The following is a 25,347-nucleotide window of genomic DNA, read 5'->3' as shown; positions in this document are numbered from 1 at the left end:
AGCCTGACGGTCCAATATGGCAAGCTTTGTTGCCGATATGGCAAACTGCGGTGATGACCACCGACCGCGACAGCGTCCTCGACGCGGTCGGCCCGCGTCTGCGCGCGCTCCGCACCGAGCGCGACACGACGCTCGCCGACCTGTCCACCGCCACCGGCATCTCGGTGAGCACGCTGTCTCGGCTCGAGGCAGGTCAGCGCAAACCGACGCTCGAGTTGCTGCTGCCGCTGGCCCGCGCGTACGGCGTTCAGATCGACGAGTTGGTCGGAGCGCCGCCGACCGGTGATCCACGCATTCACATGAAGCCCGTCACCCATCACGGGATGACGATGATTCCCCTGACCCGTCGACCCGGCGGGCTGCAGGCCTACAAGATGATCATTCCCGGCAACATTCGCCGCGAGCCCGACCCGCAGACACACGAGGGATACGAGTGGCTCTACGTCCTCGACGGCAAACTGCGCTTGATCCTCGGTGAACAGGACATGATTCTCAGCTCCGGCGAGGCCGTCGAGTTCGATACCCGTGTGCCGCACTGGTTCTCGGCGGCCGGGGACGATGCGGTGGAGCTGCTCAGTCTGTTCGGTCGGCAGGGGGAACGGGCTCACCTGCGGGCGCGGCCCGCAACGTGATGTCCGCGTACGCCGTCAGCTCGCGCCACCGGTCGGAGTCGACGGTGGCCGACGCCGGTACGAGGTAGCGGTCCGCGGCGCTCAGCTGGTCCATGGTCAAGCCGGTCAGGCCGGCGATGTCGACGACGGGCACCTGAAAGGTGCGGTAGGGGCCCAGTGGCGGGACGTCTCCCGGAGCGATCTCCTTGGGGATGTCGTCCAGGCTCGCGGACTGGTCCAGTACGTAGCCGGAGGTTGCAAGCTCGTCCTCTTCCGACCACGCGACGATCTTGAAGAATCGGCGCGGAAGGGCGACTCCACGGTAGAGCGGATCGTCGTCTGCGAACACACACCCGGTGAAGACGCTGATCTTCTGCTCGTACTCGCCGGCGTAGGCGAGCACGAAGTCCTCGAGCCCCAGCCACAGGTCCATGGACTGGTTGAACACGGACGTCTGGGGAGCGCACACCGTGTAGTGGAAGGTGTCCGTATTGGCTTGCTCCGCAACGGATGTCTCGCCCCACACGGGATCGCGACGACGCACGAGGTGACCGCGGTCGATGTCGTTGTCGGCGTACACGAACTCACCGAGCTGCTGATCCTCTGGCAACCGAGGGTCGAGTTGCCACTCGTCCGCGCGCTCGACCTCCACGAGTTGCGACCCGTCGACGTTGACACCCGTGACTGCCGCCAGCCTGCGACGGGTGTTCATCGACACCGAGAAGTGCGTGTACGGCAGGTCTACCAGGCCCTCACAGACAGGTATGTCGACACCGTCGGCGAGGGCGAGGAAGGTCGGTTCGTATCCCATGACGCCATTGGACACCACCGGGGTGACACGTTCGTGAACGCGCTCAGACGATACGAGCCTCCGGGCTCACCGTCTTGGCCGGATCGCGCTCGATCGAGCCGTCCAGCGCGTCGTCGATCGCAGCCAGAACATCCGGGGTCAAGGTCACCTCGGCGGCCTTGACGTTCTCGGCGATCTGCTCCGGACGCGACGCTCCGACCAGGGCGGCAGCGATGTTGTCGTTGGCGAGAACCCACGCAACGGCCAACTGCGCCATGGTGATCGACAGATCGTCGGCGATGGGCTTCAACTTCTGTACGCGGGTGAGCGTCTCGTCGTTCAGGAAGCCCTTGATCATGTTGTCGCCGCCCCTGGTGTCCGTGGCGCGCGATCCCTCGGGAACAGGCTGTCCCGGTTGGTATTTCCCGGTCAGCACGCCCTGTGCGATGGGCGACCACACGACCTGCGAGATGCCCAGCTCCTTCGAGGCGGGAATGACCTCGGACTCGATGACGCGCCAGAGTGCGGAGTACTGAGGCTGATTGGACACCAGCGAGAAGCCGTCGGCCTTCGCCAGTTCCTGTCCGCGGCGCAGCTGGTCCGCCGTCCATTCGGACACCCCGATGTACAGCGCCTTACCCTGCCGCACCACGTCACCGAAAGCCGAAATCGTCTCTTCCAGTGGTGTTTCGACGTCGTACCGGTGTGCCTGGTACAGATCCACATAGTCCATGCCGAGGCGGTCGAGAGACTTGTCGATGCCCTCGAAGATGTGCTTGCGCGACAGGCCCGTGTCGTTCGGGCCCTTGCGCCCCACCGGGAAGTACACCTTGGTGAAGATTTCGAGAGACTCCCGCGGTTCGCCGGCGAGCGCCTTGCCCAGCACGGTCTCCGCCGCGCCGTTTGCGTAGACGTCGGCCGTGTCGAACGTGGTGATGCCGGCGTCGAGTGCGGTGCGCACGCATTGCGTGGCCACGTCGTTCTCGACCTGCGAGCCGTGGGTGAGCCAGTTGCCGTAGGTGATCTCCGAGACCTTGAGACCGCTGTTTCCGAGGTATCTGTATGCCATTGGATCGACGGTACGCCCGGTCTCGAGTTGGCCCTGTGTCAGTTGGCCCTGTCGTCAGTTAGCGCTGTTGTACGCCTCTTCGACCTCGCGCGGGATGCGGCCGCGTTCGGAGACGGTGAATCCGTTCTGGTTCGCCCAGTCTCTGATCGCCTTGGTTTGCAGCCGGTCACGCGCGGGCACCGTCTTCGATGCCCGGCCGGCGCCGGTCGACTTCTTCGCCTTACCGCCCACTCGGGTCGCATGCTCGGTCCAGTACCCGAGTTGCTTACGAAATTCCTTCGCATTCTTCGGCCCGAGATCGATTTCGAATTCGGTGCCGTCGACCGCGAACGAAATTGTCTCACCGCGACCCGTCTTGATGGGAGCGCCGTCGATATCGTCGACAAGTTCGACGTAAACTTGCTTCGCCATCACAAATTCCTCTGTAGTTGGTGGGCCGGTTCGCCTGTCACCGTAGCGGTAATTCGCGCTGGGAGACAGGCGTGCGACGGAATATCCGAGGCGCGCCGGTGGTTGCCAATGGCAACTGCTCTTTTTCGAAAGGATGCGCCCGCTGTGGTTGTACCTCTGTCCATCCTCGACCTGGCCTCCGTTGCCGACGGGTCCACCATCCGCAATACATTCGACGCCAGCGTCAAGTTGGCTCGACTCGCCGAAAAGCGCGGCTACCGCAGGATCTGGTACGCCGAGCATCACAACATGGCGTCCATCGCGTCGTCCGCCACCTCCGTGCTGATCGCCCACGTGGCAGCCAATACCGAGACCATTCGTCTCGGTTCGGGCGGAGTGATGTTGCCGAACCATTCACCGTTGACCATTGCCGAGCAATTCGGGACCCTGGCCACGCTGCATCCCGGACGCATCGACCTCGGCCTCGGTCGCGCTCCCGGCAGCGACCAGGTCACCATGCGCGCCTTGCGGCGCGACCCGTCGTCGTCGGATTCCTTTCCCCAGGACGTTCTCGAACTTCAGGGATATCTGAGCGGCGAATCGCGAGTGTCGGGGGTCAACGCAGTTCCGGGCCGCGGTACCGATGTTCCGCTCTACATTCTCGGGTCGTCCCTGTTCGGTGCGCAGCTCGCCGCGCATCTCGGGTTGCCGTACGCGAATGCGTCGCACTTCTCCCCCGACTCGCTCGAGCAGGCGGTATCGGTCTATCGCGATACCTTCCGTCCCTCCGCGCAATTGGACCAGCCCTACGTGATCGCCGGGGTCAATGCGATCGTCGCGGACACGTCCGCCGAGGCGCACGAGCTGCGCGACGCATCGGCCCGCCGGCGGGTGGTTCAGATGGTCGGCCGGGGCCGCACGTTCACCCCCGACGAGATCGAGATGATCATGGATTCACCTGCTGCTCAGCAGGTCCTGCAGATGATGAAGTTCACCGCGGTCGGCACGGCCGGTGAGGCCAAGGACTACCTCGAGTCCTTCGCGGCGCGTTTCGGCGTGGACGAGCTCATCGTCGCGTCGCACATCGACGATCGTGAGAAATGGCTTCGCTCGTACGACCTGTTGGCCGACGCGATGCTTCCCATTCCCGCCTGATCTCAAACCTCGAATCCTGTCGGTGATCACGGCCGTATTGTCCGATTTCGCTTGAAAGATAGACGATTTCGCCGTGATCACCGGCAATCGGGCCTAGCGTGCGAAGAATGGACGTTTTCAGAACCAAGTCTGTCGATGCCATCAAGGCCGACGCCGAAGGCGAGACCGGAGACGGATTGCGCAAGCAGTTGCGGCTGCGCGATCTCGTCGGCTTCGGTGTCGGCATCGTCATCGGCACCGGCATCTTCACCCTCACCGGAGTACAGGCCAAGGAGAACGCCGGGCCCGCCGTGGTGCTGTCGTTCGCGATCGCCGGTGTGGTGAGCCTGCTCGCCGCACTGTGTTACGCGGAACTGGCGTCCGCCGTCCCCACCGCCGGCAGCGCCTACACCTACGCGTACGCGACGCTCGGCGAGATGTTCGCGTGGATCATCGGGTGGGATCTCATCCTGGAATTCGCATTGGGCGCCGCCGTGGTCGCCCGAAGTTGGTCCGGTTACCTCGCCGATCTCTTCGGCCTTCCGCCCCGATTGTTCACCGAAGAGGCGCCGGTGAATATCGGCGCCGTACTGATCGTCGTGGTGCTCGGAGTCATTGCCGCGGTGGGCGTCAAGGAATCCGCACGCGTGACGAATTTCCTGGTGCTCGTCAAGGTGGCCATTTCGGTATTCATCATCATTGCCGGGTTCTTCTTCGTGAAGAAATCCAACATCGTTCCTTTCATTGCCGAATCCACGCCGAAGGAAGCGGGCGGGTCGACGCTCGACCAGCCGCTGTTGCAGGCCGTCGCAGGTGTCACCCCGGCGGCGTTCGGTGTGGCCGGCGTCGTGACGGCGGCTGCCGTGGTGTTCTTCGCCTACACCGGTTTCGAAGCGGTCGCGAACCTCAGCGAGGAATCGAAGCGTCCCGCGCGGGATCTTCCGCGCGCCCTGATCGGCACCCTGGTCCTGTGCACCATCCTCTACATGCTCGTCGCGTTCGTGGTCACCGGCATGGTGAAGTACACCGACCTCGACGAAAGTGCACCCATCGCAAAGGCATTTGACGCGGTCGGAGCGAGTTGGGCCGGTGCGTTGGTGTCCATCGCGGCCGTCGCCGGTCTGACGTCGGTGATCCTGGTCGAGCTGGTCACGATGGGCCGCATCGGTTTTGCGATGGGCCGGGACGGACTGCTCCCCAAGTCGGTCGCCAAGGTGTCGCCGCGTTTCGGAACACCTGTGCGGCTCACGATCGGCATCGTGGTTCTGGTGTCCGCTCTGGGCGCCTTCGTTCCGCTGGCGCAGTTGGCCGAAATGGTCAGCATCGGAGCGCTGTTCGCGTTCCTGCTGGTGTCCATCGCCGTTCCGATCCTGCGCCGCACCAAGCCGGACCTGAAGCGCCCGTTCCGCGTGCCGCTGTCCCCGCTGATTCCGATTTTGTCGGGACTCGCGTGCATCTACCTGATGGTGAACCTGGTCGTGGAGACCTGGATTCGATTCCTGGTGTGGCTCGCGCTCGGCATGGTCATCTACTTCGGGTATGGACGGCGCAACGCCAGGTTGGCTGCCAAGCTGGTGACGGAAAACTAAGCCGGGGCTTGTTCACCCGACGCAACAGCCGGGTCCATCCACATGACCTCCCAGACGTGGTTGTCCGGGTCGAGGAACGAACGGCCGTACATGAAGCCGTGATCCTGCGCGTCCATCCACGCCGATCCGCCGGTGCTCAGAGCCTTGTCGCAGAGCGAATCGACGTCGTCCTTGCTGTCTGCGGAGAGGGCGAACAGTGCCTCGCGCGATGTTCCGGTGTCGGTGATCTCGTCCTTGATGAAGTCCTTGAACCGGGCCTTCTCGAGAAGCATCACGGTGGCGAGGTCACTGATGACCATCGACGCGGTGTGCTCGTCGCTGAAGGTTTCGTTGAACTCGAATCCGAGTCCGGAGAAGAAGGTTCGGCTGACGGTGACGTCCTCGACGGGCAGGTTGACGAAGATCATGCGAGACATGGAGTGCTCCTGGGTTTCACGGATGTGGCGTGCACGGGTACCGACACCGGCGGCCCCGAAAACTCATCGCGCGACGTAGACCTCCGGCAATCCGAACTTCGCGAACAGGGCCAGGTCGAAGAAACACGCGACGTGCGCGACCTGCCCGTCCACGATGTCGAGTACGTGCAACTGGAAGGCGCGGTGCACGCCGTCCTCGCCCAACATGTACAGCCCGAAGGCGGGCTGGCCGTTGGCGGAGGTCTCCACCATCCGCATGCTCTCCGGTCCGGTGGCCGGGCACTTGGTGGAGATGAGTCCGCCGATGTCGGCAGGTCCGCGGTACCAGCCCTCGAACGGGGGCATCTCCCAGACGGCCTCGGCCGCGAACAACTTGACGATGCCGTCGACGTCGTAGTTCTCGAAGCCTTCGACGTAGCGGCGCAACAGCTCTCGGGTCTCCTCGGACTCCGGTTCGTCGACGGAATCCTCGGTCGGCATGATCTGGTCGATCTGCGCCCTCGCGCGCTGGAGCAAGCTGTTGATGGCGGTGGTCGAGGTGCCCATGAGCTCGGCGACCTCGGACGCCTTCCACTGCAGCACCTCACGCAGGACGAGAACCGCACGCTGGCGGGCCGACAGATGCTGCAGCGCGGCCACGAAGGCCAGCCGCACCGATTCACGGCCTGCGACCACCGTGGCCGGATCGTTCTTCTCCGCCACGTCGGCGTCGGGAAGTGGCTCGAGCCAGGCGATCTCGTGCCGCTCGACCAACTCGTCCGACGGACTAGACGACGGATTCCCGAGCCCCGACGGCAGCGGACGCCGCTTGCGCCCCTCCAGTGACGTCAGGCACGTGTTGGTGGCGATGCGGTACAGCCAGGTGCGCAGCGAGGAATCGCCCTTGAAGTTCGCGTAGCCGCGCCAGCCGCGGACCAGAGTGTCCTGAACGAGGTCCTCGGCGTCGTGGATCGATCCGGTCATGCGGTAGCAGTGGGCCAGGAGTTCCCGGCGGTACGGCTCGGCCAGTTCCATGAAGTCGCCGGAGAGTTCCTGCGTGGCAGTCATGGATGGAGAGAATAGTCCGATCGGCGCCGAAAAGACCGATGACTTCGGACGAGATGCCGAGTCGAACCACCATGACCACAACAGCGCGCCGCATCGGCCTCGTTCTGCAGATCCTCGTCGTCGTGTTTCTGCTGTTCGACGCGGTGACTCACATCTTGAACATCCAGCCCGTCAAGGACGCGTCCGCCGAACTCGGCCTCCGCGACGAGATGGCCCCGATCATCGGCATCGTCATGGCGATCATTTTGGTGCTGTACGCGATTCCGGCGACGTCCGTAATCGGCGCGATCCTGCTGACCGGCTACCTGGGCGGCGCCGTGCTCACGAACTGGCGCGTCGACAAGCCGCTGGTGAGCACCGTGTTCTTCGCGATCTACGTCGGTATTGCGGCGTGGGCCGCGCTGTACCTGCGTGACGAGCGGGTGCGCGGCATCATTCCGCTACGACGCTCCTGAATCTGCGCAGGCGGAGGCTGTTGGTCACCACGAACACCGACGACAGCGCCATGGCTGCACCCGCGAACATCGGGTTCAGCAGGCCCGCCGCTGCCACGGGTATGGCCGCGACGTTGTAGGCGAACGCCCAGAACAGGTTGGTCTCGATGGTGCGTAACGTCTTGCGCGACAGCCGAACCGCATCGACCACTCCGCGAAGATCGCCTCGGACCAGGGTCAGGTCGGACGCCTCGATGGCCACGTCGGTTCCGGTGCCCATCGACAGCCCGAGGTCGGCCGTCGCCAGGGCGGCGGCGTCGTTGACGCCGTCGCCGACCATGGCCACGACGTGTCCCTCCGACTGGAGCCGGGCGACCGCCTCCACCTTCTGGTGCGGAAGCACACCGGCGATGACGTCGTCGATTCCGACCTCGTCGGCGATCGCTCGAGCCGCACGTTCGTTGTCGCCGGTGAGCATGACCGGGGTGAGTCCGAGGCCGCGCAACTCGGAAACCGCCTGTGCCGACGTGGGTTTGACGGTGTCCGACACGACGATCACACCGCGCACCTCGTCGTCCCATCCGACGACGACCGCGGTGCGGCCGGCGCTTTCGGCGTCGTCCACGGCCTGCCGGGCGCGGTCGGGGAGATCGTCGCCGTGGAGCTGCGGTCGACCGACGACCACTCGGTGACCGTCGACGATCCCCCGCACGCCGAGCCCGGGGACGTTCTCGAACCGGTCGACCGGGGCCGGATCGTCGGTGACGATCGCGCGCGCGACGGGGTGCTCCGACCCGTTCTCGACGGCGGATGCGACGCGGCGGACGTCGCTCGCGGAGGCGTCGCCCACGGACACCACGTCGACCAACGTCATGACGCCGGTGGTCACGGTGCCGGTCTTGTCCAGGACGATGGTGTCGATCTTGCGTGTGTTCTCGAGAACCTCTGGGCCCTTGATGAGCACGCCCATCTGCGCGCCGCGTCCGGTGCCGACCATCAGCGCGGTGGGCGTCGCCAGGCCGAGCGCGCAGGGGCACGCGATGATCAGGACGGAGACGGCGGCGGTGAACGCGGCGGTCCACGATCCGCTGACCAGGACCCACCCGATCAGGGTCAGGAGTGCCAGCGCGATGACGATAGGCACGAACACTCCGGAGATGCGGTCGGCCAGGCGCTGTGCCTGCGCTTTGCCGTTCTGTGCGTCCTCGACCAGCCGCGCCATCTGCGCCAGTTGCGTATCGGACCCGACGCGCGACGCCGTCACGACGAGCCGCCCGCCCACGTTCACCGTCGCGCCGACGACGCTGTCTCCGGGACCGACTTCGACGGGGACGGACTCACCGGTCAGCAGCGACACGTCGAGCGCGGAGGTGCCCTCGGCGACGACGCCGTCGGTGGCCACCTTCTCCCCCGGCCGCACGACGAACGTGTCGCCGACGGTCAGGGCGTCGACGGGTATGCGCTGCTCGCGGCCGTCCCGCAGCACCGACACGTCCTTGACGCCCATGTCGAGGAGCGCTCGCAGAGCGGCCCCGGCGCGGCGCTTGGACCGCGCTTCCAGATAGCGACCCGCGATGATGAACGTGGTCACACCGGCGGCCGCTTCGAGGTAGATGTTTCCGGAGCCGTCGGTCCGGGACACCGTGAACTCGAACGCATGTCGCATGCCGTGCACGCCGGCGGTGCCGAAGAACAGGGCGTAGAGCGACCACCCGAAGGCGGCGAGGGTGCCGACCGAGACGAGTGTGTCCATTGTCGCAGCGCCGTGGCGCAGGTTGGTCCACGCGGCGACGTGAAACGGCCACCCCGCCCAGACGACGACGGGCGCGGCCAAGGTGAGCGAGAGCCACTGCCAGTTGTCGAACTGCAGCGCCGGAACCATGGCCATGAGTACGACGGGGACGCTCAGGAGGGCGGAGATCAGCAGACGGCGGCGGAGCGGATCGGTGGGATCCTCCTCCGCAGTTTCCGGTTCCGGCGCAGGCACCTCGGCGCTGTACCCCGCCTTCTCGACGGCGGCGATCAGCACGTCGGTCGACGCGCTGCCGGGCTGGATGCTCGCCTTCTCGGTGGCGTAGTTGACGGTGGCCGTGACACCGTCGATCTTGTTGAGCCGCTTCTCGATTCGGTTGGCGCACGACGCGCAGGTCATGCCGCCGATGGCGAGCTCGATGCGGTCTCCCGCCGGGGCGCTCACGGCGTGCGGGAAGGCCGGAGGCCGGTGGGTCCTTCAGCGGCCAGCTCGTACCCGGCTTCGTCGACAGCCTCGGCGAGGGACTCGGTGGCGATGGGGTCGGCCGAGGTGACGGCGACGTGACCGGACGCGAGGTCCACGTCCACCGAGGTGACTCCGTCGATGTTGCCGATCTCCTCGGTGACGGCTGCGACGCAGTGCGCGCAGGTCATTCCGACAACGGTGATCTCACGTGTAACCATGACTCCGATGATACCCCCATGGGGTATGTGTGGCCAGTGCCGGTACTCGCCGTACCCCTGCCCGACGCCGGTTGTACATCCGGCGCGACTACTCTGATCGGGCAGAGCAAGGGGGCTCGGTAGACCCGCGCCCCGACAGTCGGCATACCGGAAGCGAGACGCCGATGGAGCTTCGGACGGCCGAACATCCCCGCCCGGATCATTTCCTTCTCCACATCAGTGACACGCACCTGGTCGGTGGTGGGCGGGAGCTGCACGACGCCGTCGACAGCGAGGCGCGGTTGCGGCAGATCTTCGCCGAGCTGGAAGCGTCGCAGGCACGTCCCGACGCACTGATCTTCACCGGCGACCTGACCGACAAGGGCGAGAGCGACGCGTACGCCTCGCTGAGAGCCATCGTCGAGCCGGTCGCGGAGTCGCTCGGCGCCGTCGTCATCTGGGCGATGGGCAATCACGACGACCGCGCGGCGTTTCGCACTCAGCTCCTCGACGAGGCGCCGTCGACCGCTCCCGTCAACCACGTTCACGACCTGGACGGGCTGCGGATACTCACCGTCGACACCACCGTCCCCGGTGAGCACCACGGCGAGATCACGCAGGACCAGCTCGACTGGCTCTTCGCCGAGCTCGCCACCCCGGCCCCCCACGGCACGATCCTCGCGCTGCACCATCCCCCGGTGCCGTGTGTGCAGGACCTCGCGGTGCTCGTGGAGTTGCGTGAGCAGAACCGCCTGGCCGACGTCGTGCGCGGCAGTGACGTGCGGGCCATTCTTGCGGGCCACCTGCACTATTCGACGACGGCGACGTTCGCGGGCGTGCCGGTGTCCGTTGCGTCGGCCACCTGCTACACCCAAGACCTCAACGTCCCGGTCGGAGCGCAGCGCGGGCGCGACGCCGCCCAGGCCTACAACCTGGTGCACGTCTACCGGGACACCGTGGTGCACTCGGTCGTTCCCATCAGCACCGGAGACACCGTCGGCGAGTACGTCTCCGCCGACGAAACAGCGCGGCGACTGTCCGACGCCGGGGTGCGGATTCCGAAGAAGGACGAGGCGTTCAGTCGGGCGTGAGGCTCAGTCGGAGCGCTCGGCCTCCCACGGCGCCGGAATCGGGAAATACCGCTCCAGGAAATCCGTGACCGCACTGGCACGCTCGTCCGCGTCGATCTCGGGGAAGCTGCCGTCGTTGAGGCAGAAGAAATCCATCGACCGCTTCACCAGGAGGCGGTCCATTTCGCGCAGTCCCTGACGCATCGTGGTGTCGATGTATTTGACCGACGCCGCCGTCTGCACCACCGCACGTCCGCTGAGCAACGCGTAGTAGTGGTACAGCGAATTCGTCACGGAGATATTGGAACTCGCGCGGAACGTGCTCGCCGCGGTGGCCGCGAACTCGTCGGGAAATTCCTTCTCCAGCTCGTACATGACGCTGCGGCGCAACGGAACCGGTGCGTGTTCGAGATGACGGGTGGTGACTCGGCCGAAGCGCTGCATCAGCAGCCGACGGTTCACGCGCGCCGCGTTCTCGAATCCGCTGCGCTTCTCGTCGTTGGTGCCCAACCCGATTCGGGTTCCGGCTTCGACGAACATGGTGATGCCGCCGGGTGAGAAGAACATCTGCGGGCCCACGGGACGACCGAAGAACATGTCGTCGTTCGAGTAGAGGAAATGCTCGGCGAGGCCCTCGATGTGGTGCAGCTGGCACTCGACGGCCTGAGAGTTGTACGTGGGCAACGCATCCGGATTCTCGAAGAACTCCTCGCTGCGTACGAACGTCACGTCCGGATGGTCGGCGAGCCAGCTCGGCCGCGGCGAGTCCGTGACGACGAAGATCCGGCGGATCCACGGCGCATACAGGTGCACCGAGCGCAGGGCGTACTTCAGTTCGTCGATCTGGCGGAAGCGAGCCTCGTGATCGTCACCCTCGCCCACGACGAAATTCTCGAGGTGTGCGGCGCGTTCGGCCTGCCACTCGGCGTCGGTGCCGTCGACCCAGGAGAAGACGAGGTCGACGTCGAAATCGATGTCCGACGCGTGGTCGGCGAACATGTTCTCGATGGTCGGCCAGGTCCGTCCCCACCGCTCGACGGTTCCGCGCACTGCCTCGTCGGGAGCGACCGTGCGACGGGTCAGCGAGTTCTCGATGGGGAGGACGATCTCGTCGTCGGTGAACGACCACAGCTCGACCTGGACGCCGGTCCCGGCGCCGTAGGTGAGGCCCGACGGGACGTGGACGCGCGGGCGGAACATGCGGAAGATACGGGCCTGCGTCGTCGAGGACAGCAGACCGTCGGCGACGAGGAGTGTCGGCGCCTTCTTCGCGTCGACCGGCTTGGAGTAGAACGGCTCGTTGGCGCACGCGGCCACGAGTGCCTCGCGCAGTCGTCGTCGCTCCGACCAGTCGACGGCGACGACGGGGCGTTCGTCGTTGCCGCGCACCAGCAGGTAGCGGATACCGGCGTCGTCGAGCACGTCGCGAATGAAGAGCAGGTCTTCGACCATCGCCTCGAACGGCGTCGTCTCGGTGATCGAGAGCGCGAATCGATCCTTGCTCCGCACGATGTCGGCTCGTTCGAACAACCGAGCGCGCGACGCGGCCGAGGCGCGTTGAACGTCCTCGTGGTCATCGCTCTCGGGTGAACCGAAGTAGACGTCGGGCGGGGCGGTGTGCTGAGTGATGACAATCCTTCCTTCTTCTCGTGTACGCCCCTATTCTATTCGGCCGCGAGGTCCTCGATGACCGCGTCGCCGCGCAGGCGACCGAGCGCGTTCTGGACGTGTTGCAGGTGGCGGCGCATGGCCTCGGACGCATCGTCGGCCGACCCGTCGACGATGGCCTCGACGATCGAGCGGTGCTCGATGTCGGAGCGCTGGCGCCGGTCGGGCAGCACGTTGACCATCTCGGACTGACCCGCCAACGCGTCGCGAATCTGGGCGATGACGGCGGCGAACACGTCGTTGCCGCTGGCCTCGGCGATCAGGAGGTGGAACTCGGCGTCCAGCCGGACCCAGGTTTTCGGGTCGGGCTCGGCGAGCATGGTGTCGAACAGCCGCCGCAGCGAGTCGGCCTGCTCGTCGGTTCGCCGCACGGCGGCGAGGGCGGCGGCGGGCACCTCGATATGCGGACGCGCTTCGCGCAGTGCGTCGACGGTGTAGGCGCCGAAGGTCGGGTTCGCAGCAACCTCGGACGCGACGACGAACGTGCCCTTCCCGGTGTGCGTCTCCGTCAGTCCGAGGGTGGTGGTCGAGCGCAGCGCTTCTCGCACGACGGACCGGCTCACACCGAACTTCGCGGCGAGCGCGGCTTCGGACGGAAGACGCTCACCGACGGCGAGCTCACCGCCTTCGATTGCTGCCCGTAGGTCGGACAGCACGGCCTCGGCGGCGCCGACGCGGACGGTGGAGGGCTGCTTGCGTGCCCAGCTGTCTGACAGGGTCATGGCGTCACTGTGAAGCATCGGCCACGTCCCGGCAAGTCCGAATCGCCCCGACCCGCACGCTGCGTCCGATTTGTCGCGGTAGGCGACACAGTTCACCGCAATAATCCAGTGTTTACAGTGCACCCCTGCACAGGCGCGGATTTCGCCACTAGCTTCGGTTTTCGTCATCATTTCCGTTTCGTCATCATTCTGGGCGATTGCCGGCACCTACATCGAAGGACGACATCCGATGACCGACGTTCAGGGCGCTGCCTACGACAACTCCGCGCTGTCCCACGAGGACGAGGGGTACCACAAGGGGCTCAAACCCCGACAACTTCAGATGATCGCCATCGGCGGTGCAATCGGAACCGGACTGTTCCTCGGCGCCGGCACTCGGTTGCGTGAAGCCGGCCCCGGTCTGTTCATCGTCTACGCGATCTGCGGATTCTTCGTCTTCCTCATCCTGCGTGCGCTGGGCGAGCTGGTTCTGCATCGACCGTCGTCGGGATCGTTCGTGTCGTACGCGCGCGAATTCCTCGGCGAAAAGGCCGCTTTCGCGGCCGGGTGGTTGTACTTCCTCAACTGGGCCATGACCGCCATCGTCGACACCACCGCCATCGCGACCTACATGCACTACTGGGGTGCGTTCAAGGGAATCCCGCAGTGGACCATCGCGCTCATCGCCCTCGTGATCGTGTTGGCGATGAACCTCATCTCGGTGAAGCTGTTCGGAGAGTTGGAGTTCTGGGCCGCCCTCGTCAAAGTCGTTGCGCTGGTTGCCTTCATCGTCATCGGCACCATCTTCCTCGCCGGACGGATCGACATCGACGGGCACAAGGCCGGCTTCTCGCTCATCTCCGATGCGGGAGGCCTCTTCCCGACCGGTCTGTTCCCCCTGGTCATCGTCACGTCCGGTGTGGTGTTCGCCTATGCCGCAGTCGAATTGGTGGGAACGGCCGCAGGTGAGACGGAGAACCCCGAGAAGATCATGCCGCGCGCCATCAACTCGGTCATCGCGCGAATCGCCATCTTCTACGTCGGCTCGCTGGTCCTGCTGGCCCTGCTCCTGCCGTACACCGACTACGAGAAGGGGACGAGCCCGTTCGTCACGTTCTTCTCCAAGATCGGACTCGACGGCGCCGGCACCATCATGAACATCGTGGTTCTCACCGCAGCACTGTCGAGCCTCAACGCCGGCCTGTACTCCACCGGCCGCATTCTGCGCTCGATGGCGATGAACGGCAGCGCGCCCGCATTCACCGGCAAGATGAGCAAGAACGGTGTGCCGTTCGGTGGCATCCTGCTCACCGGCTTCATCACGCTCTTCGGTGTGGCACTGAACGCGTTCAATCCGGGCGAGGCCTTCGAGATCGTGCTGAACATGTCGGCGCTCGGCATCGTCGCGTCGTGGGGAACGATCGTGATCTGCCAGATCCAGCTGTACCGCTGGGCGCAGAAGGGAATCCTCGCCCGGCCGACGTTCCAGATGCCGTGGGCTCCGTACTCGAGCTACATCACGCTGGTGTTCCTGTTCGCGGTGCTGGTGCTGATGGGCTTCGACCGGCCCATCGGAACCTGGACGCTCGCAACGCTCGTCGTCATCATCCCGGCACTGATCGCCGGGTGGTACGGCGCCCGAGGCAAGGTGCTGGCCATGGCTCAGGAGCGCATCGGGTACACGGGTGAGTACCCGGTCGTGGCGAATCGTCCGCTGCCCGAGGAGAAGTAGCCGAACCCTCTGCACTCAGGGGCACCCTCATGTCGATGGATCGACCGAGGGTGCCCCTGAGTCGCGATGAAGGGGCCGGGCAGTGGTGAACACCAGCACCCCGGCCAGCACCACGATGACCGCGCCGAAGAGGTACGGAACCCAGTTCGTCGGCGCGCCCTGCGCCCCGGCCGTCGACGCGTAGGTCACGTTCACCGGATCCTTCAGAACCGCGGTCAGGGCGCTCGACGTGGACGGCAGGGCAGACACGCCGGTACCGATCTGCTTGCCGATGGTGTCGGACAGCGTCGACAGCTGGGTGATTGCGCCGAGGATCTGATCCTTCGCGCCGCCGAGAAGTTGGGGTGCACCGTCCGCGATGGGGCCGATCGCCTGCTGCAATTGCGCACCGGCACTCGATAATTGGGCCGAGATCTCGGACAGCTGGGAATACCCGTTCTGTACGGCGGTGCCGAGCAACGTGTCCGGTCCGCTGCCGAGGAGGGTCGAGAAGCTGGTCAGCTGCTCGGTCGCCAGCGCGATGTCGGATCGCGTCTGCGCGACCGGTGCCGCGTCGATTCCGTTGGCCTGCAACGTGTCCGTGACGGTGGCCAGGAGGCCTCGCAGTTGGTCGGCGCCGCGGGTGACGTCGGCGATGGTCAGACCGGCTTGGTTCAGCCGAGCCGAGAGGTCGGCAGTGGGCTGTCGCGCGCCGTCGACGAGCCGGGACACGTTTCCCGACGCAGCCACCAACTGGTCGGCGCCGCTGCGAGCGGTTTCGAGGAACGGAAGGAACTGTTCGACTCCCCCGAGGAGCTGCTCACCCTGTGCGCTCGCGCCCTTGGTGGCGGCGGACAGCAGCTGGGCCGGCAGGACTGCCTGCGACAGTTGCGCTTTCGCGCGTGCGGTCTGGGTGAGAAGACCTTGCACACCGGTGGATGCGGTTCCGGCGGATGCGGCGTCCACGAGCGCGACGAGGGTGGGTGACGCGGATCCGTCGACATTCAGTTGTGCCTGCTCCGGCGCCGTTCCCGTGGTCGAGTTCAGTGCCGCGGAGAACCCGTCGGGCACGGTGACAGTCGCGTCGAACTCGCCGGAGGGCCGCTCGCCCGACGCCACGGTCCAGTCGAACGCATCCGATTCGGTGAGGCGGTCGGCGAAGTCCCGGCCTGCTTGAACGGTGGTGGCACCGACGGCGACGCCCGCGTCGTTGTTCAGGACGAGGACCCGCTGCTGTCGGTCGGCGCCGCCGACGGCCGAGAACGCCGCCGCCCCGATCACGACGAGAACGGCGATCAGGGCGACGACGACGGGCCAGCGCCGACGCGCCGGGTGACTGTGGACCATGCAGTCCACGGTAGGCGGTCAGCCCATGTGCACCGGGGTGTCGCCGGCCGGGAGGTCGCTCTTCTTCGCGCGCACGAGGAACAGCACGATCGGGGTGATGATGACGACCATGACGGCGGCCGCCGCGAATGCATGTGCGTAGCCGGACACTTCGGCCGAGAACATGTAGTCGATGGTGGCGTTCACGAAGTTGCGGATGGGCTCGGGAAGCGCAGCCAGGGCCTCGTCGGACGGCAGGGTCTGCGACGCGAGCGCCTCGGGCGGAACCCCGGCCGGAGCGACCGGCGCAGCGTTCGAGCTGAGGTAGGCGGACTTGGCCGAGGTGTAGATGGTGGTGAAGACGGCGGTACCGAGTGCGCCACCGATCTGCAGTGCGGCGTTGACCAGGGCGCTGGCGGCACCGGCGTCGTGATCGGCGACGCCGATGAGTGCGACGTTCTGCATCGGAACCATCAGCAGGCCCAGTCCCAGTCCGAGCAGTAGGACACCGGGCAGGACGTGCGTCCAGTAGGACGTGTCGACGCCGATCTGGGTCAACAGGACCAGGCCGATGGCGGACACGACGGGACCGGCCGCCATCAGGGGCTTCGGTCCGACGCGGGGCATGAGGGCGGACGCCACACCGGCGGTCACCAGGATTCCTGCGGTCATGGGCAGCGACGCGACGCCGGCGACGACGGGGCTGAATCCGAGAACGATCTGGAAGTAGAACGTCAGGTACAGCGTGCCGCCGAGGAGTGCGGCGCCGATGATGGCGGAGCCCAGGTACGCGGACCCGCGGTTGCGGTCCAGCATGACGCCGAGCGGGAGGAGGGGGTGGTCGGACTTGGACTCGACGACGACGAATGCGGCCAGCAGGACGATGCCGATTGCGATGAAGCTCAGTGTGGACACATTGGACCAGCCGTCCTCCGCCTTCGTGAAGCCGTAGACGAGCGATCCGAGGCCGAGCGCGACGAGGACTGCGCCGGGCACGTCGTACTTGGTGTTGCCCTCGGCCTTGCTCTCCTTTACGAGCGGGATGGCCGCGGCCGCGGCGATGATCGCGACGGGCACGTTGACCAGCAGGCACCAACGCCAGTTGGCGTACTCGGTGAGCACGCCGCCGAGGAGCAGGCCGACGGCGGCGCCGCCACCGGCGATCGCACCGAAGACGCCGAACGCCTTGGCGCGTTCCTTCTCGTCGGTGAAGGTGGTGGTGAGGATGGCGAGCGCGGCGGGCGCGAGCAGCGCGGCGAAGACGCCCTGTCCGGCACGGGCGATGAAGAGCTGGTACCCCTCCTGCGCGAGGCCGCCGATCGCGGACGCGATGGCGAAGCCGGCCATGCCGACGAGGAACGAGCGCTTGCGGCCCCAGTAGTCGGCGATGCGTCCGCCGAGAAGGAGCAGCGCGCCGAACGACAGTGCGTACGCCGTGATGACCCACGCGCGGCTGCCGTCGCTGATGCCGAGATCTTCCTGGGCCTGCGGGAGCGCGATGTTGACGATGGTCGCGTCCAACACGATGGTGAGCTGGGTGATCGCGACGATGCAGAGCACCAGCCAGCGGCGTTCGTAGTTCGGATTCGCGTGCGACACGTCGGTCGCGTGGGTCGGGGAAGTCACCGGGAAAATTTACCGAGCACCTCCGACACGGGTCAAACGAACTAGTTGGTTGGAGTAGGATTTCGGCTGTGAAATCGGACACCCGAGACCGGATATTGGACGCAGCTCGCACCGAGTTCTCCCATTACGGGCTGGCCGGCGCCCGCGTGGACCGCATCGCGGTCGCCGCGAAGGCGAGCAAGGAACGGCTCTATGCCTATTTCGGAGACAAGGACAAGCTCTTCGAAGCGGTGCTCGAGACCGGCTTCGCGCGATTCGTCGACGCGGTGCCGTTCACCCCACGAGACCTGACCGAGTACGCCCTCGCGAGCTTCGCCCACCTGTCGACGACGGACGGCGACCTTCGCATGCTGCTGTGGGCTCAACTGCAGGGCGACGGCAAGCTCGTCGCGTCGGCCGAGCGGACCATGAACGAACGCATCGAGCTCGTCGAGAAGGCTCAGGCGGACGGCGTGGTCGACTCGTCGTGGCGGGCAGACGATCTTCTCACCATGATCTTCGGCGTGGTGTTCAGCTGGGCCACCATGCCTCACACCGAGGCCGACGCAGACGACCGGGAAATCGAGCGTCGCCGAGCGGTGATCGGCGACGCAGTCCGCCGGCTGGTCGAACCCCGATGATCTGCCCATGCGGAGCCGGGCCCGAGTACGACGCGTGCTGCGGGCCCCTGCTCGCCGGGACACTGCTCGACGGGACACAGTCGGCGCCCACCGCTGAGCGTCTGATGCGCTCGCGATTCACCGCCTTCGCGCGGGGCGATCGCGACTACCTGCTGCGCACCTGGCACCCGTCGACGCGGCCGACGCGTCTCGAGTTGGACGACGACCAGGTGTGGACCCGCCTCGAGGTCCTCGGCTCCACCGGTGGCGGAATGCTGCACACCGAGGGAACCGTGGACTTCGTGGCGCATTACCGGACAGGCCGAACCGCCGGAAAGATGGAGCAGCACAGCAGGTTCACCCGTGTCGACGGGTTGTGGTTCTACCTGGATTGAGTGGCCCGCGCTTCGACCGATTCGACGAACTCCGTCGTCAACCGTGCCAGGTCCTCCGGGTGCGAGAGCGGCGACCAGTGCCCGGCGTCGATGTCGGTGCGGCGCAGGTCTTTCACCCACAGTCCGGTGTCGTCATAGTGGAACGGACGCACGGCCACGTCGCGGGTGTTCACGATCAGTTGGACCGGGATGTCGACGTAGCGTTCGCGCGGACGCGTCAGTCGCGGAATCAGATTGGCGCGGTAGAGGGCGCCGCCGTTGAGCGCGTCCGCGAGGAGGGTGGGCGACATCTCGACGCGCGAGGGGTCGACGTCGGAGAAGGTCTGCAGGAAGTTGGCCCAGCCCTTGCGGAAGTAGCGTTTCGCGCGCCACCGGGCGAGGGGCGGGATGTGGAAGGTCACGGTGTACCAGGACGCCCGAACCTGCGCGAACACCTGCGCGAGGTTGTGCGGCGTCGGCCGCTTCAGGCGTGCGCGCGACCATTTGCCGAGGTGGTCCAGGTTCGGTCCGCTGACCGAGGTGTAGGACCGAATACGCTGCACCGCTCGAGGTTCCGCAGCGGCCTCCCATACCTCGACGCCGCCCCAGTCGTGCGCCAGAACGTGAACGGGGTCGTCCGGGCTGACGGCGTCGACGACGGCGTAGAAGTCGGCGGCCAGTTTGTCGAGGGTGAAGTCCGATCGCCGCGGAGGAGTCGTGCTCTGCCCGGCGCCGCGCGAGTCGTAGCTGACGATGCGAAACTTGTCTTCCAGCAACGGAACCACGTGCATCCACAGTGCGTGGGTGTCGGGCCATCCGTGGACGAGGACCAGTGTGGGGCCCTCTGGATTTCCGGTCTCGAACACGGCGAGGTCGACGTTCTGGCTTCGTACGGTGATCAACGTGGTCCTTAGGCTGGTTCGAGAGGTGGCTAGAGGTCGAGAACGAGTCGCGCCTGATCGGCGCGCGAGACGCAGATCAGCATGTGGTCGGCTCGCTCGTCGTCGGTGAGTCGTTTCTCACGGTGATCCGGAACCCCCGACAGCACACGCACTTTGCAGGTACCGCAGAAACCCTGACGGCACGAATAGCCGACGTTCGGTAGCTGCTCCTGGATCACCGACAGCGCGGAGCGATCGGCCGGTACGTCTAGAACCTGACCCGTGGAAACGAGTTGAACCTGAAAGGCTCGCCCGTCGACGATGGGTGCGGGTCCGAAGCGCTCGAAATGCAATGCGGTGGCGGGGCTTCGAGCGAATCCCGACCGCACTGCGGCGAGCATCGGGGCCGGTCCGCAGCAGTAGACCGCCCCGCCGTCCGGAGCGTCGCCGAGGAGGTCGTCGGTGGTGGGGATTCCGTCGTCGACATCGGTGTGGATGCGGACACGGGCGGATTCCCACGATGCGATTTCGTCGAGGAACGGCATCGACTCACGTGATCGTCCGGCGTAGACCAGCTTCCAGTCGAGTCCGCGGGTGCGAGCGGCACGCACCATGGGGAGGATGGGTGTGATGCCGATTCCGCCGGCGACGAACAACACGCGGGGCTCGGCTGCGAACGGGAAGGCGTTGCGCGGTCCGCGGACCGTGACCGTCGACCCGGGCTGCAGTCCGTGCATGAAACCGGAGCCGAAGCCCGACGGGATACGCCGCACTCCGACGCGGAAGCGGCTGCGATCGCCCGGATCCCCACACAGCGAATACTGGCGTCGAACGCCGCCACCGAGATGAATGTCGATGTGGGAGCCCGGTTTCCAGGCGGGGAGCTCGGATCCGGACGGATCCACGAGTTCGATGACGGCGACGTCGCCGTCGGCTGTTCCGGGGCGCACGGAGTCCACGGTCAGGTGGAGCGCCGACGAGCGGTCCAGTCCCGCGAGGGACTCGTCGTAGGCGAATCGCGACACGGCACCGAGGTAGTTGTTCACCACGAGACCGATCGCGGACAGAATGCGATCGGGTCGGGGCCGGCCGCGGAGATCGCGCGGCCCGTCGATCATCGCGTGGCCGCCTGCGCGGCAGGCGATGTCGCGAGGTAGGCCACTGCCTGCTCCGTCGATCCCTCGTGGCTCGGGTGGTAGTCGCGATGGAAGTAGTGCGAGAACCGGACGGTCAGCTCGATCGCGGACGGCAAGGTGCCTTTCTTCGCGGCGCGCCACCACTTGACCGGTGTCGGCCGGCGACGCTTCGCGGAATCACCCTGCAGCTCCGGGTCGTTGGCCATAAGGAAGCGGGTGCCGCGCATCCACATGTAGACCATCATCGGTCCGGCGATCAGAGAGGTGCGCACCCGGCGGACTTCACGCTTGTCGAAGTAGCGCAGCGTGTCGTAGGCGACGGATCGGTGTTCGACCTCTTCCGAGCCGTGCCAGCGCAGAAGGTCGAGCATCGTGGGGTGAACGTGTGCGCGGTCGAGGCCGTCCGCGTTCAGAACCCAGTCGCCGAGGAACGCGGTGACGTGCTCGATCGCGGCGATCAGCGCCAGTCGCTCGACGAGGTAGTTCTTCGACCGTGCGCTGGTGACCGGACGCGGCCCGATGACCTTGAAGAAGATCCAGTTCATCTGCTCGGTGAACGGCGTGGGGTCGAGGCCGCTCTTCTTCAGATGTTCGAGGACACCCGCGTGGGCGTTCGAGTGCATGGCTTCCTGGCCGATGAAGCCCACGACGTCGTCGCGCAGCTTTTCGTCGTCGATGAACGGCAGAGCCTGCTTGAAGGTTTCGACGAACCATTCTTCGCCCGCGGGGAGCAGGAGGTGCAGAACGTTGAGCACGTGCGTGGAGAACGGATCGTTCGGGATCCAGTGCATCGGCAATTCGTCCCATTCGAAGTGCACGTCGCGTGCCTGCAGGACGAGGTCGTCCGTTTCGGTGCCAGTCATGGGTGCCTCTCGTCGTACCGTGTGCTGTGTGCCAAGTTACTATGACGGAGCGTAACGGTAAAGGCTTCGGGCCGAAGAAACGTGCTGGTCACCACATGTGATGCTGGTCAAGAAGCCTTGCTTCGTGTAAGCGCTGCGCAGATTCTTGACTGAAGGTAACGACATCGTCGCGGGGATGACATCGATCGAGGTAATCAGCGCATGGACAAGTTCAGCAGCCTGACCGGACGAGATCTGGCACGGGACGCAGAGAGCCCGCTTCTGCGACCGGTCGACCGCATCGAGCGCACTGCGCACCGCATCATCGTGGCTCTGATTGCAGCAGCCGTCCCGCTCGCCCTGTGGTTCGGAATGACGACGTACAGCCAGCAGGAACAGCTGGCGCAGCAGGTGGCGGCGTCCACCAGATCCGTCGAAGCGACGACGACCGCCGACGCACCGAAGTTCACGACGGTGACGTCCGACTACGCCACCGCGCCCACGACGTCCGTGCCCGCGCAGTGGACCGTCGACGGTCGCACCCACGACGGCCACGTCACCGTAGCCGCCGGGGCGCCGGCCGGCACCAAGACCGACCTGACCGTCGACCAGGCGGGCCTGCCCTCGCAGGCCGCGGCCAGCAGCACCGACATCGCTGTCGTCTCGATCTTCGCCGCGATCATCTCCGCGGTCATGGTCGTCAGCATGCTCACGCTCGTGGGCTGGGCCATTCGTCGGCAGCTGGACCGACGACGGGACGCCATGTGGGACGACGCGCTGTATCGCTTCTTCGCCTGACGCTCACACGGTCCGAAGCTCACACGGTTCAGAACAGCCGATTCGCCCCGGCGACGATGGCGCGCGCGGTGGATTCGAACGCGCCGTCCGATGTGCCTATTGCCCAGGCCTGACGATCACCGCGGCTCAGCAGCGCCAACGTCATGATTCCGGCGTCGGTCGGTTGCTGGTGGAACGACATGATTTCGATGTGGATGCCGGCGTCGTGGAGCATCGACGTAATGGCTTCGGCAGGGCCGTAGGCGGAGAAAGTCGCGCTGTGAATGGTGTCGCCGAGCGCGAACGTGGCGGCGAACTCGTACCGTCCGCAGTTGCGGGGCGAGGATTCCCACGACCCGAGTCGGAGGGGCCCCGCTGTCGGCGAATAGGTTGCGCGAAAGTTGCTGGGCGACATGCCGTTCGCCTCCATGCTCAGTGCACGGGGCAACGCGAAGGGTGTGTAGGAATCAGAGAATGCGTGTGAAGTAGTCATTTTGGGGTTCTTCCGGTGACGAGGAAGGACCGACTGGTAGCGAACGACCCGCAGCGAGGGGTCGGTCCGAATCAGACCCCGCTACGGTGACGTACTACGAGTACACGCGACATGCAGACACAGTAACTCGGCACCGCGGAGTGGGGCAACCCCCGCGTGATCATCGATATATTCGACTTTCTAGCGATCTGTGAATACACCGGTAGAGGGATGTGTAGCCGATTCGTGTCTAGGACACGCGCTAGAGAGCCGCAGAATCGGATAGCGATCTTGCTAGCGTCGCGCCATGGATCCCGTGCGCAATCCGTATGCCCCCGGAGCCGGACAGCGTCCGCCCGAGCTGGCCGGCCGTACCAAGCAGCTCGACGCGTTCGACATCGTGCTCGAGCGCATCGCCCGTGGCCGGCCGGAGCGCAGTGTGGTGCTGACCGGTCTGCGCGGCGTGGGCAAGACCGTACTCCTGAATCACCTACGCTCGGCGGCGATTTCGCGTCGATGGGGAACCGGCAAGATCGAAGCGCGGCCGGATCAGGACCTGCGCCGGCCGCTCTCGTCCGCGTTGCACATGGCCGTGCGCGAGATCGCCGCATCGCACCGCGACCCCGATCGGGTCGACGAGTTCCTGGGCGTGCTGAAGTCCTTCGCTCTGAAAGCGTCGGCGGACAAGGGCATGCGCGACAAATGGCAGCCCGGCATCGATGCGCCGGCGCTCAAGGGCCGCGCCGACACCGGCGACATCGAGATCGATCTGGTCGAACTGCTTCTCGACGCCGCGTCTCTGGCGCGGGACGTCGGTGTCGGTATCGCCATCTTCATCGACGAGATGCAGGATCTCGCCGCCGAGGACGTCTCCGCGATCTGCGGTGCGTGCCACGAACTCAGCCAGGATGCGGCGCCGCTGATCGTGGTCGGCGCCGGACTTCCACATCTGCCGGCGGTGTTGTCGGCGTCGAAGAGCTACTCGGAGCGGCTGTTCAGCTACCACCGCATCGACCGACTCGACCGCGCGTCGGCCGATCAGGCGCTGATCGCGCCCGCCGAGCGTGAAGACGTCGAATTCACGCCCGAAGCTCTCGACGCCCTGTATGCCGCGGCGGACGGCTATCCGTACTTCGTGCAGGCGTACGGCAAGGCGACGTGGGATCTCGCCGCCGCATCGCCCATCACGGAGGCGGACGTTCGGGTAGCGGCCCCCACCGCGGAAGACGAACTGGCCGTTGGCTTCTTCGGCTCTCGCTACGAGCGAGCCACGCCCGCCGAGCGGGAGTACATGCGTGCGATGGCCGATCTGTCCGGCGACGACGGGCCGGTGGCGACCGCGAAGATCGCGTCGGAACTCGGGCGACGGCCGGCGTCGCTCTCCCCGGCGCGCGACGGTCTGATCAAGAAGGGCCTGATCTACTCGGCGGAGCGCGGATCCATCGGGTTCACCGTTCCCCACTTCGGCCGGTATCTCCGCGGCCACGCGGACTAGGTTTCAGCGGTTTCAGCGGTTCAGGGCCCACACGACGGCCACCGTCACCCCGACGGTCTGCTGTCCGGGCTCGATCGGAACTGCCGTGCTCGCCGCACTGCTGCGATCGGTCAGCGGCATCGGCTGGTCCTGCCCGCTGATGTTCTCGGAAATGGTCAGCGGGTCACCGAGCTGACCACCCGAGAGCGACGCGTACTGCTCGGCTCGCTCCCGTGCGTCGGCGAAGGCGCGGGATCGGGCGTCGGCGATCAACGTCGAATTGTCGTCGATCCGAAACGACACCCCGGAGATGCGGGTGGCATTGCCGCCGGCCGCCGTCGCGTCGCCCAGGACGGACGACGCCTTGGACAGGTCGCGCACGGTCACCCGCAGCGAGTTGGTCGCCTGATACCCGCTGATGTCGGAACTGCCGCCCGAGAACCCGCCGGAGTACTGCGGATTGATGGACACCTGCTGAGTTTGGACGTCACTTCGATCGACCCCCGCGGCCACGATCGCGTCGGTCACCGACGAGACCGCGGTGTTCGCCTGATCGATCGCAGCAGTCACGTCGCTGGCCACGGCCTCCACGCCGATCTGGGCGGTGAGCGTGTCGGGAGTGCCCTGCACTTCGCCGAGGCCGCTCACCGAGATGCTGGGAGGTCCGTCACCGGACCCGGTCGGTGGGTTGCTGTTTCCGCAAGCCGTGGTCAGAGCTGCGGTGAGGACGATTGCGGCCGCCAGTGTGCGCTTCACCGCCCGTATTGTTCATCCTCGGTGACCGGATGGAAAGGC

Annotated in this window: 26 protein-coding genes; 10 read left to right on the top strand and 16 right to left on the bottom strand. The window is 66.0% G+C overall.

Features of this window, described 5'->3' with window-relative positions; genetic code table 11:
* The first annotated feature begins 53 nt into the window (after positions 1–53).
* Positions 54–632 (top strand): helix-turn-helix domain-containing protein, encoded by a 579-nt coding sequence (locus tag AC59JP_RS21695; protein ID WP_497327901.1) that lies wholly within the window; start codon positions 54–56, stop codon positions 630–632.
* Here the strand turns inward: AC59JP_RS21695 and AC59JP_RS21690 are convergent.
* The 3 genes from AC59JP_RS21690 to AC59JP_RS21680 are packed head-to-tail and all read right to left on the bottom strand — an operon-like array spanning position 574 to position 2,881.
* Positions 574–1,422, bottom strand: a complete 849-nt coding sequence (locus AC59JP_RS21690) for a DNA/RNA non-specific endonuclease (RefSeq protein WP_497327900.1) — start codon at positions 1,420–1,422, stop codon at positions 574–576. The two genes, AC59JP_RS21695 and AC59JP_RS21690, sit on opposite strands and share 59 nt — an antisense overlap.
* 43 nt (positions 1,423–1,465) lie before the next feature.
* Positions 1,466–2,470: an aldo/keto reductase family protein gene (locus AC59JP_RS21685; protein ID WP_497327899.1), complete on the bottom strand. Its 1,005-nt coding sequence runs from the start codon at positions 2,468–2,470 to the stop codon at positions 1,466–1,468.
* A 54-nt stretch (positions 2,471–2,524) separates the two neighbouring features.
* Positions 2,525–2,881, bottom strand: coding sequence for a histone-like nucleoid-structuring protein Lsr2 (locus tag AC59JP_RS21680; RefSeq protein ID WP_497327898.1), 357 nt, complete (start codon positions 2,879–2,881; stop codon positions 2,525–2,527).
* Positions 2,882–3,025: 144 nt separating this feature from the next.
* On the opposite strand from AC59JP_RS21680, the gene AC59JP_RS21675 reads away from it, so the two are divergent.
* Positions 3,026–4,015 carry an LLM class flavin-dependent oxidoreductase gene (locus tag AC59JP_RS21675; protein ID WP_497327897.1) on the top strand — a complete coding sequence of 330 codons (990 nt, stop codon included), beginning with the start codon at positions 3,026–3,028 and terminating at the stop codon, positions 4,013–4,015.
* A gap of 107 nt (positions 4,016–4,122) precedes the next feature.
* Positions 4,123–5,583, top strand: a complete 1,461-nt coding sequence (locus tag AC59JP_RS21670; RefSeq protein ID WP_497327896.1) for an APC family permease — start codon at positions 4,123–4,125, stop codon at positions 5,581–5,583.
* Here the strand turns inward: AC59JP_RS21670 and AC59JP_RS21665 are convergent.
* Together AC59JP_RS21665 and AC59JP_RS21660 are read right to left on the bottom strand one after the other, a co-directional pair.
* Positions 5,580–5,999, bottom strand: a complete 420-nt coding sequence (locus tag AC59JP_RS21665; RefSeq protein ID WP_497327895.1) for a VOC family protein — start codon at positions 5,997–5,999, stop codon at positions 5,580–5,582. The two genes, AC59JP_RS21670 and AC59JP_RS21665, sit on opposite strands and share 4 nt — an antisense overlap.
* Positions 6,000–6,062: 63 nt before the next feature.
* Positions 6,063–7,046 (bottom strand): sigma-70 family RNA polymerase sigma factor, encoded by a 984-nt coding sequence (locus AC59JP_RS21660; RefSeq protein WP_497327894.1) that lies wholly within the window; start codon positions 7,044–7,046, stop codon positions 6,063–6,065.
* A gap of 71 nt (positions 7,047–7,117) precedes the next feature.
* Between AC59JP_RS21660 and AC59JP_RS21655 the strand changes: the two genes are divergently transcribed.
* Positions 7,118–7,501: a DoxX family protein gene (locus AC59JP_RS21655; RefSeq protein ID WP_497327893.1), complete on the top strand. Its 384-nt coding sequence runs from the start codon at positions 7,118–7,120 to the stop codon at positions 7,499–7,501.
* Here AC59JP_RS21655 and AC59JP_RS21650 read toward each other — a convergent pair.
* Positions 7,479–9,677: a heavy metal translocating P-type ATPase gene (locus tag AC59JP_RS21650; RefSeq protein ID WP_497327892.1), complete on the bottom strand. Its 2,199-nt coding sequence runs from the start codon at positions 9,675–9,677 to the stop codon at positions 7,479–7,481. The two genes, AC59JP_RS21655 and AC59JP_RS21650, sit on opposite strands and share 23 nt — an antisense overlap.
* Positions 9,674–9,916 (bottom strand): heavy-metal-associated domain-containing protein, encoded by a 243-nt coding sequence (locus AC59JP_RS21645; RefSeq protein WP_497327891.1) that lies wholly within the window; start codon positions 9,914–9,916, stop codon positions 9,674–9,676. The genes AC59JP_RS21650 and AC59JP_RS21645 overlap by 4 nt, the downstream gene beginning before the upstream one ends.
* A gap of 164 nt (positions 9,917–10,080) precedes the next feature.
* On the opposite strand from AC59JP_RS21645, the gene AC59JP_RS21640 reads away from it, so the two are divergent.
* Positions 10,081–10,986: a phosphodiesterase gene (locus AC59JP_RS21640; protein ID WP_497327890.1), complete on the top strand. Its 906-nt coding sequence runs from the start codon at positions 10,081–10,083 to the stop codon at positions 10,984–10,986.
* A 3-nt stretch (positions 10,987–10,989) separates the two neighbouring features.
* Here AC59JP_RS21640 and AC59JP_RS21635 read toward each other — a convergent pair whose 3' ends face one another.
* Together AC59JP_RS21635 and AC59JP_RS21630 are read right to left on the bottom strand one after the other, a co-directional pair.
* Positions 10,990–12,417 (bottom strand): stealth family protein, encoded by a 1,428-nt coding sequence (locus AC59JP_RS21635; protein ID WP_497327934.1) that lies wholly within the window; start codon positions 12,415–12,417, stop codon positions 10,990–10,992.
* A gap of 212 nt (positions 12,418–12,629) precedes the next feature.
* The gene (locus tag AC59JP_RS21630; protein ID WP_497327889.1) at positions 12,630–13,355 is read right to left on the bottom strand and encodes a FadR/GntR family transcriptional regulator; all 726 of its coding nucleotides are present in this window, start codon (positions 13,353–13,355) and stop codon (positions 12,630–12,632) included.
* Between the two features lie 229 nt (positions 13,356–13,584).
* Between AC59JP_RS21630 and AC59JP_RS21625 the strand changes: the two genes are divergently transcribed.
* Positions 13,585–15,066, top strand: a complete 1,482-nt coding sequence (locus AC59JP_RS21625) for an amino acid permease (protein WP_497327888.1) — start codon at positions 13,585–13,587, stop codon at positions 15,064–15,066.
* A 27-nt stretch (positions 15,067–15,093) separates the two neighbouring features.
* Here the strand turns inward: AC59JP_RS21625 and AC59JP_RS21620 are convergent, their stop codons facing one another.
* Both AC59JP_RS21620 and AC59JP_RS21615 read right to left on the bottom strand, forming a co-directional pair.
* Entirely contained in the window at positions 15,094–16,392 is a 1,299-nt protein-coding gene (locus AC59JP_RS21620; protein ID WP_497327887.1) for a YhgE/Pip domain-containing protein, read from the bottom strand.
* 18 nt (positions 16,393–16,410) lie between these two features.
* Entirely contained in the window at positions 16,411–17,997 is a 1,587-nt protein-coding gene (locus tag AC59JP_RS21615) for an MFS transporter (protein ID WP_497327886.1), read from the bottom strand.
* A gap of 68 nt (positions 17,998–18,065) precedes the next feature.
* On the opposite strand from AC59JP_RS21615, the gene AC59JP_RS21610 reads away from it, so the two are divergent.
* Both AC59JP_RS21610 and AC59JP_RS21605 read left to right on the top strand, forming a co-directional pair.
* The gene (locus AC59JP_RS21610) at positions 18,066–18,617 is read left to right on the top strand and encodes a TetR/AcrR family transcriptional regulator (protein WP_497327885.1); all 552 of its coding nucleotides are present in this window, start codon (positions 18,066–18,068) and stop codon (positions 18,615–18,617) included.
* Positions 18,614–18,991 carry a YchJ family protein gene (locus AC59JP_RS21605; RefSeq protein ID WP_497327884.1) on the top strand — a complete coding sequence of 126 codons (378 nt, stop codon included), beginning with the start codon at positions 18,614–18,616 and terminating at the stop codon, positions 18,989–18,991. The genes AC59JP_RS21610 and AC59JP_RS21605 overlap by 4 nt, the downstream gene beginning before the upstream one ends.
* Here AC59JP_RS21605 and AC59JP_RS21600 read toward each other — a convergent pair.
* The 3 genes from AC59JP_RS21600 to AC59JP_RS21590 are packed head-to-tail and all read right to left on the bottom strand — an operon-like array spanning position 18,979 to position 21,850.
* Complete coding sequence (locus AC59JP_RS21600) at positions 18,979–19,872, bottom strand: alpha/beta fold hydrolase (RefSeq protein ID WP_497327883.1); 894 nt, start codon at positions 19,870–19,872, stop codon at positions 18,979–18,981. The genes AC59JP_RS21605 and AC59JP_RS21600 overlap by 13 nt on opposite strands.
* Positions 19,873–19,901: 29 nt before the next feature.
* Complete coding sequence (locus AC59JP_RS21595; protein WP_497327882.1) at positions 19,902–20,969, bottom strand: PDR/VanB family oxidoreductase; 1,068 nt, start codon at positions 20,967–20,969, stop codon at positions 19,902–19,904.
* On the bottom strand, positions 20,966–21,850 hold the full coding sequence (locus AC59JP_RS21590; RefSeq protein ID WP_497327881.1) for a metal-dependent hydrolase: 885 nt from the start codon (positions 21,848–21,850) through the stop codon (positions 20,966–20,968). The genes AC59JP_RS21595 and AC59JP_RS21590 overlap by 4 nt, the downstream gene beginning before the upstream one ends.
* Positions 21,851–22,051: 201 nt before the next feature.
* Here AC59JP_RS21590 and AC59JP_RS21585 point away from each other — a divergent pair, with 201 nt between their 5' ends.
* On the top strand, positions 22,052–22,627 hold the full coding sequence (locus tag AC59JP_RS21585; protein ID WP_497327880.1) for an Rv1733c family protein: 576 nt from the start codon (positions 22,052–22,054) through the stop codon (positions 22,625–22,627).
* A 28-nt stretch (positions 22,628–22,655) separates the two neighbouring features.
* On the opposite strand, the gene AC59JP_RS21580 is transcribed toward AC59JP_RS21585, so the two are convergent.
* On the bottom strand, positions 22,656–23,099 hold the full coding sequence (locus AC59JP_RS21580; RefSeq protein ID WP_497327879.1) for a 2-isopropylmalate synthase: 444 nt from the start codon (positions 23,097–23,099) through the stop codon (positions 22,656–22,658).
* 286 nt (positions 23,100–23,385) lie between these two features.
* On the opposite strand from AC59JP_RS21580, the gene AC59JP_RS21575 reads away from it, so the two are divergent.
* Positions 23,386–24,573 (top strand): DUF8462 domain-containing protein, encoded by a 1,188-nt coding sequence (locus tag AC59JP_RS21575; RefSeq protein WP_497327878.1) that lies wholly within the window; start codon positions 23,386–23,388, stop codon positions 24,571–24,573.
* A 12-nt stretch (positions 24,574–24,585) separates the two neighbouring features.
* Here AC59JP_RS21575 and AC59JP_RS21570 read toward each other — a convergent pair whose 3' ends face one another.
* Positions 24,586–25,308, bottom strand: a complete 723-nt coding sequence (locus AC59JP_RS21570) for an SIMPL domain-containing protein (RefSeq protein ID WP_497327877.1) — start codon at positions 25,306–25,308, stop codon at positions 24,586–24,588.
* Positions 25,309–25,347 lie beyond the last annotated feature (39 nt).

The organism is Rhodococcus sp. 320_ES, assembly GCF_059691855.1.
This window is presented reverse-complemented; position numbering and strand designations above follow the sequence as displayed.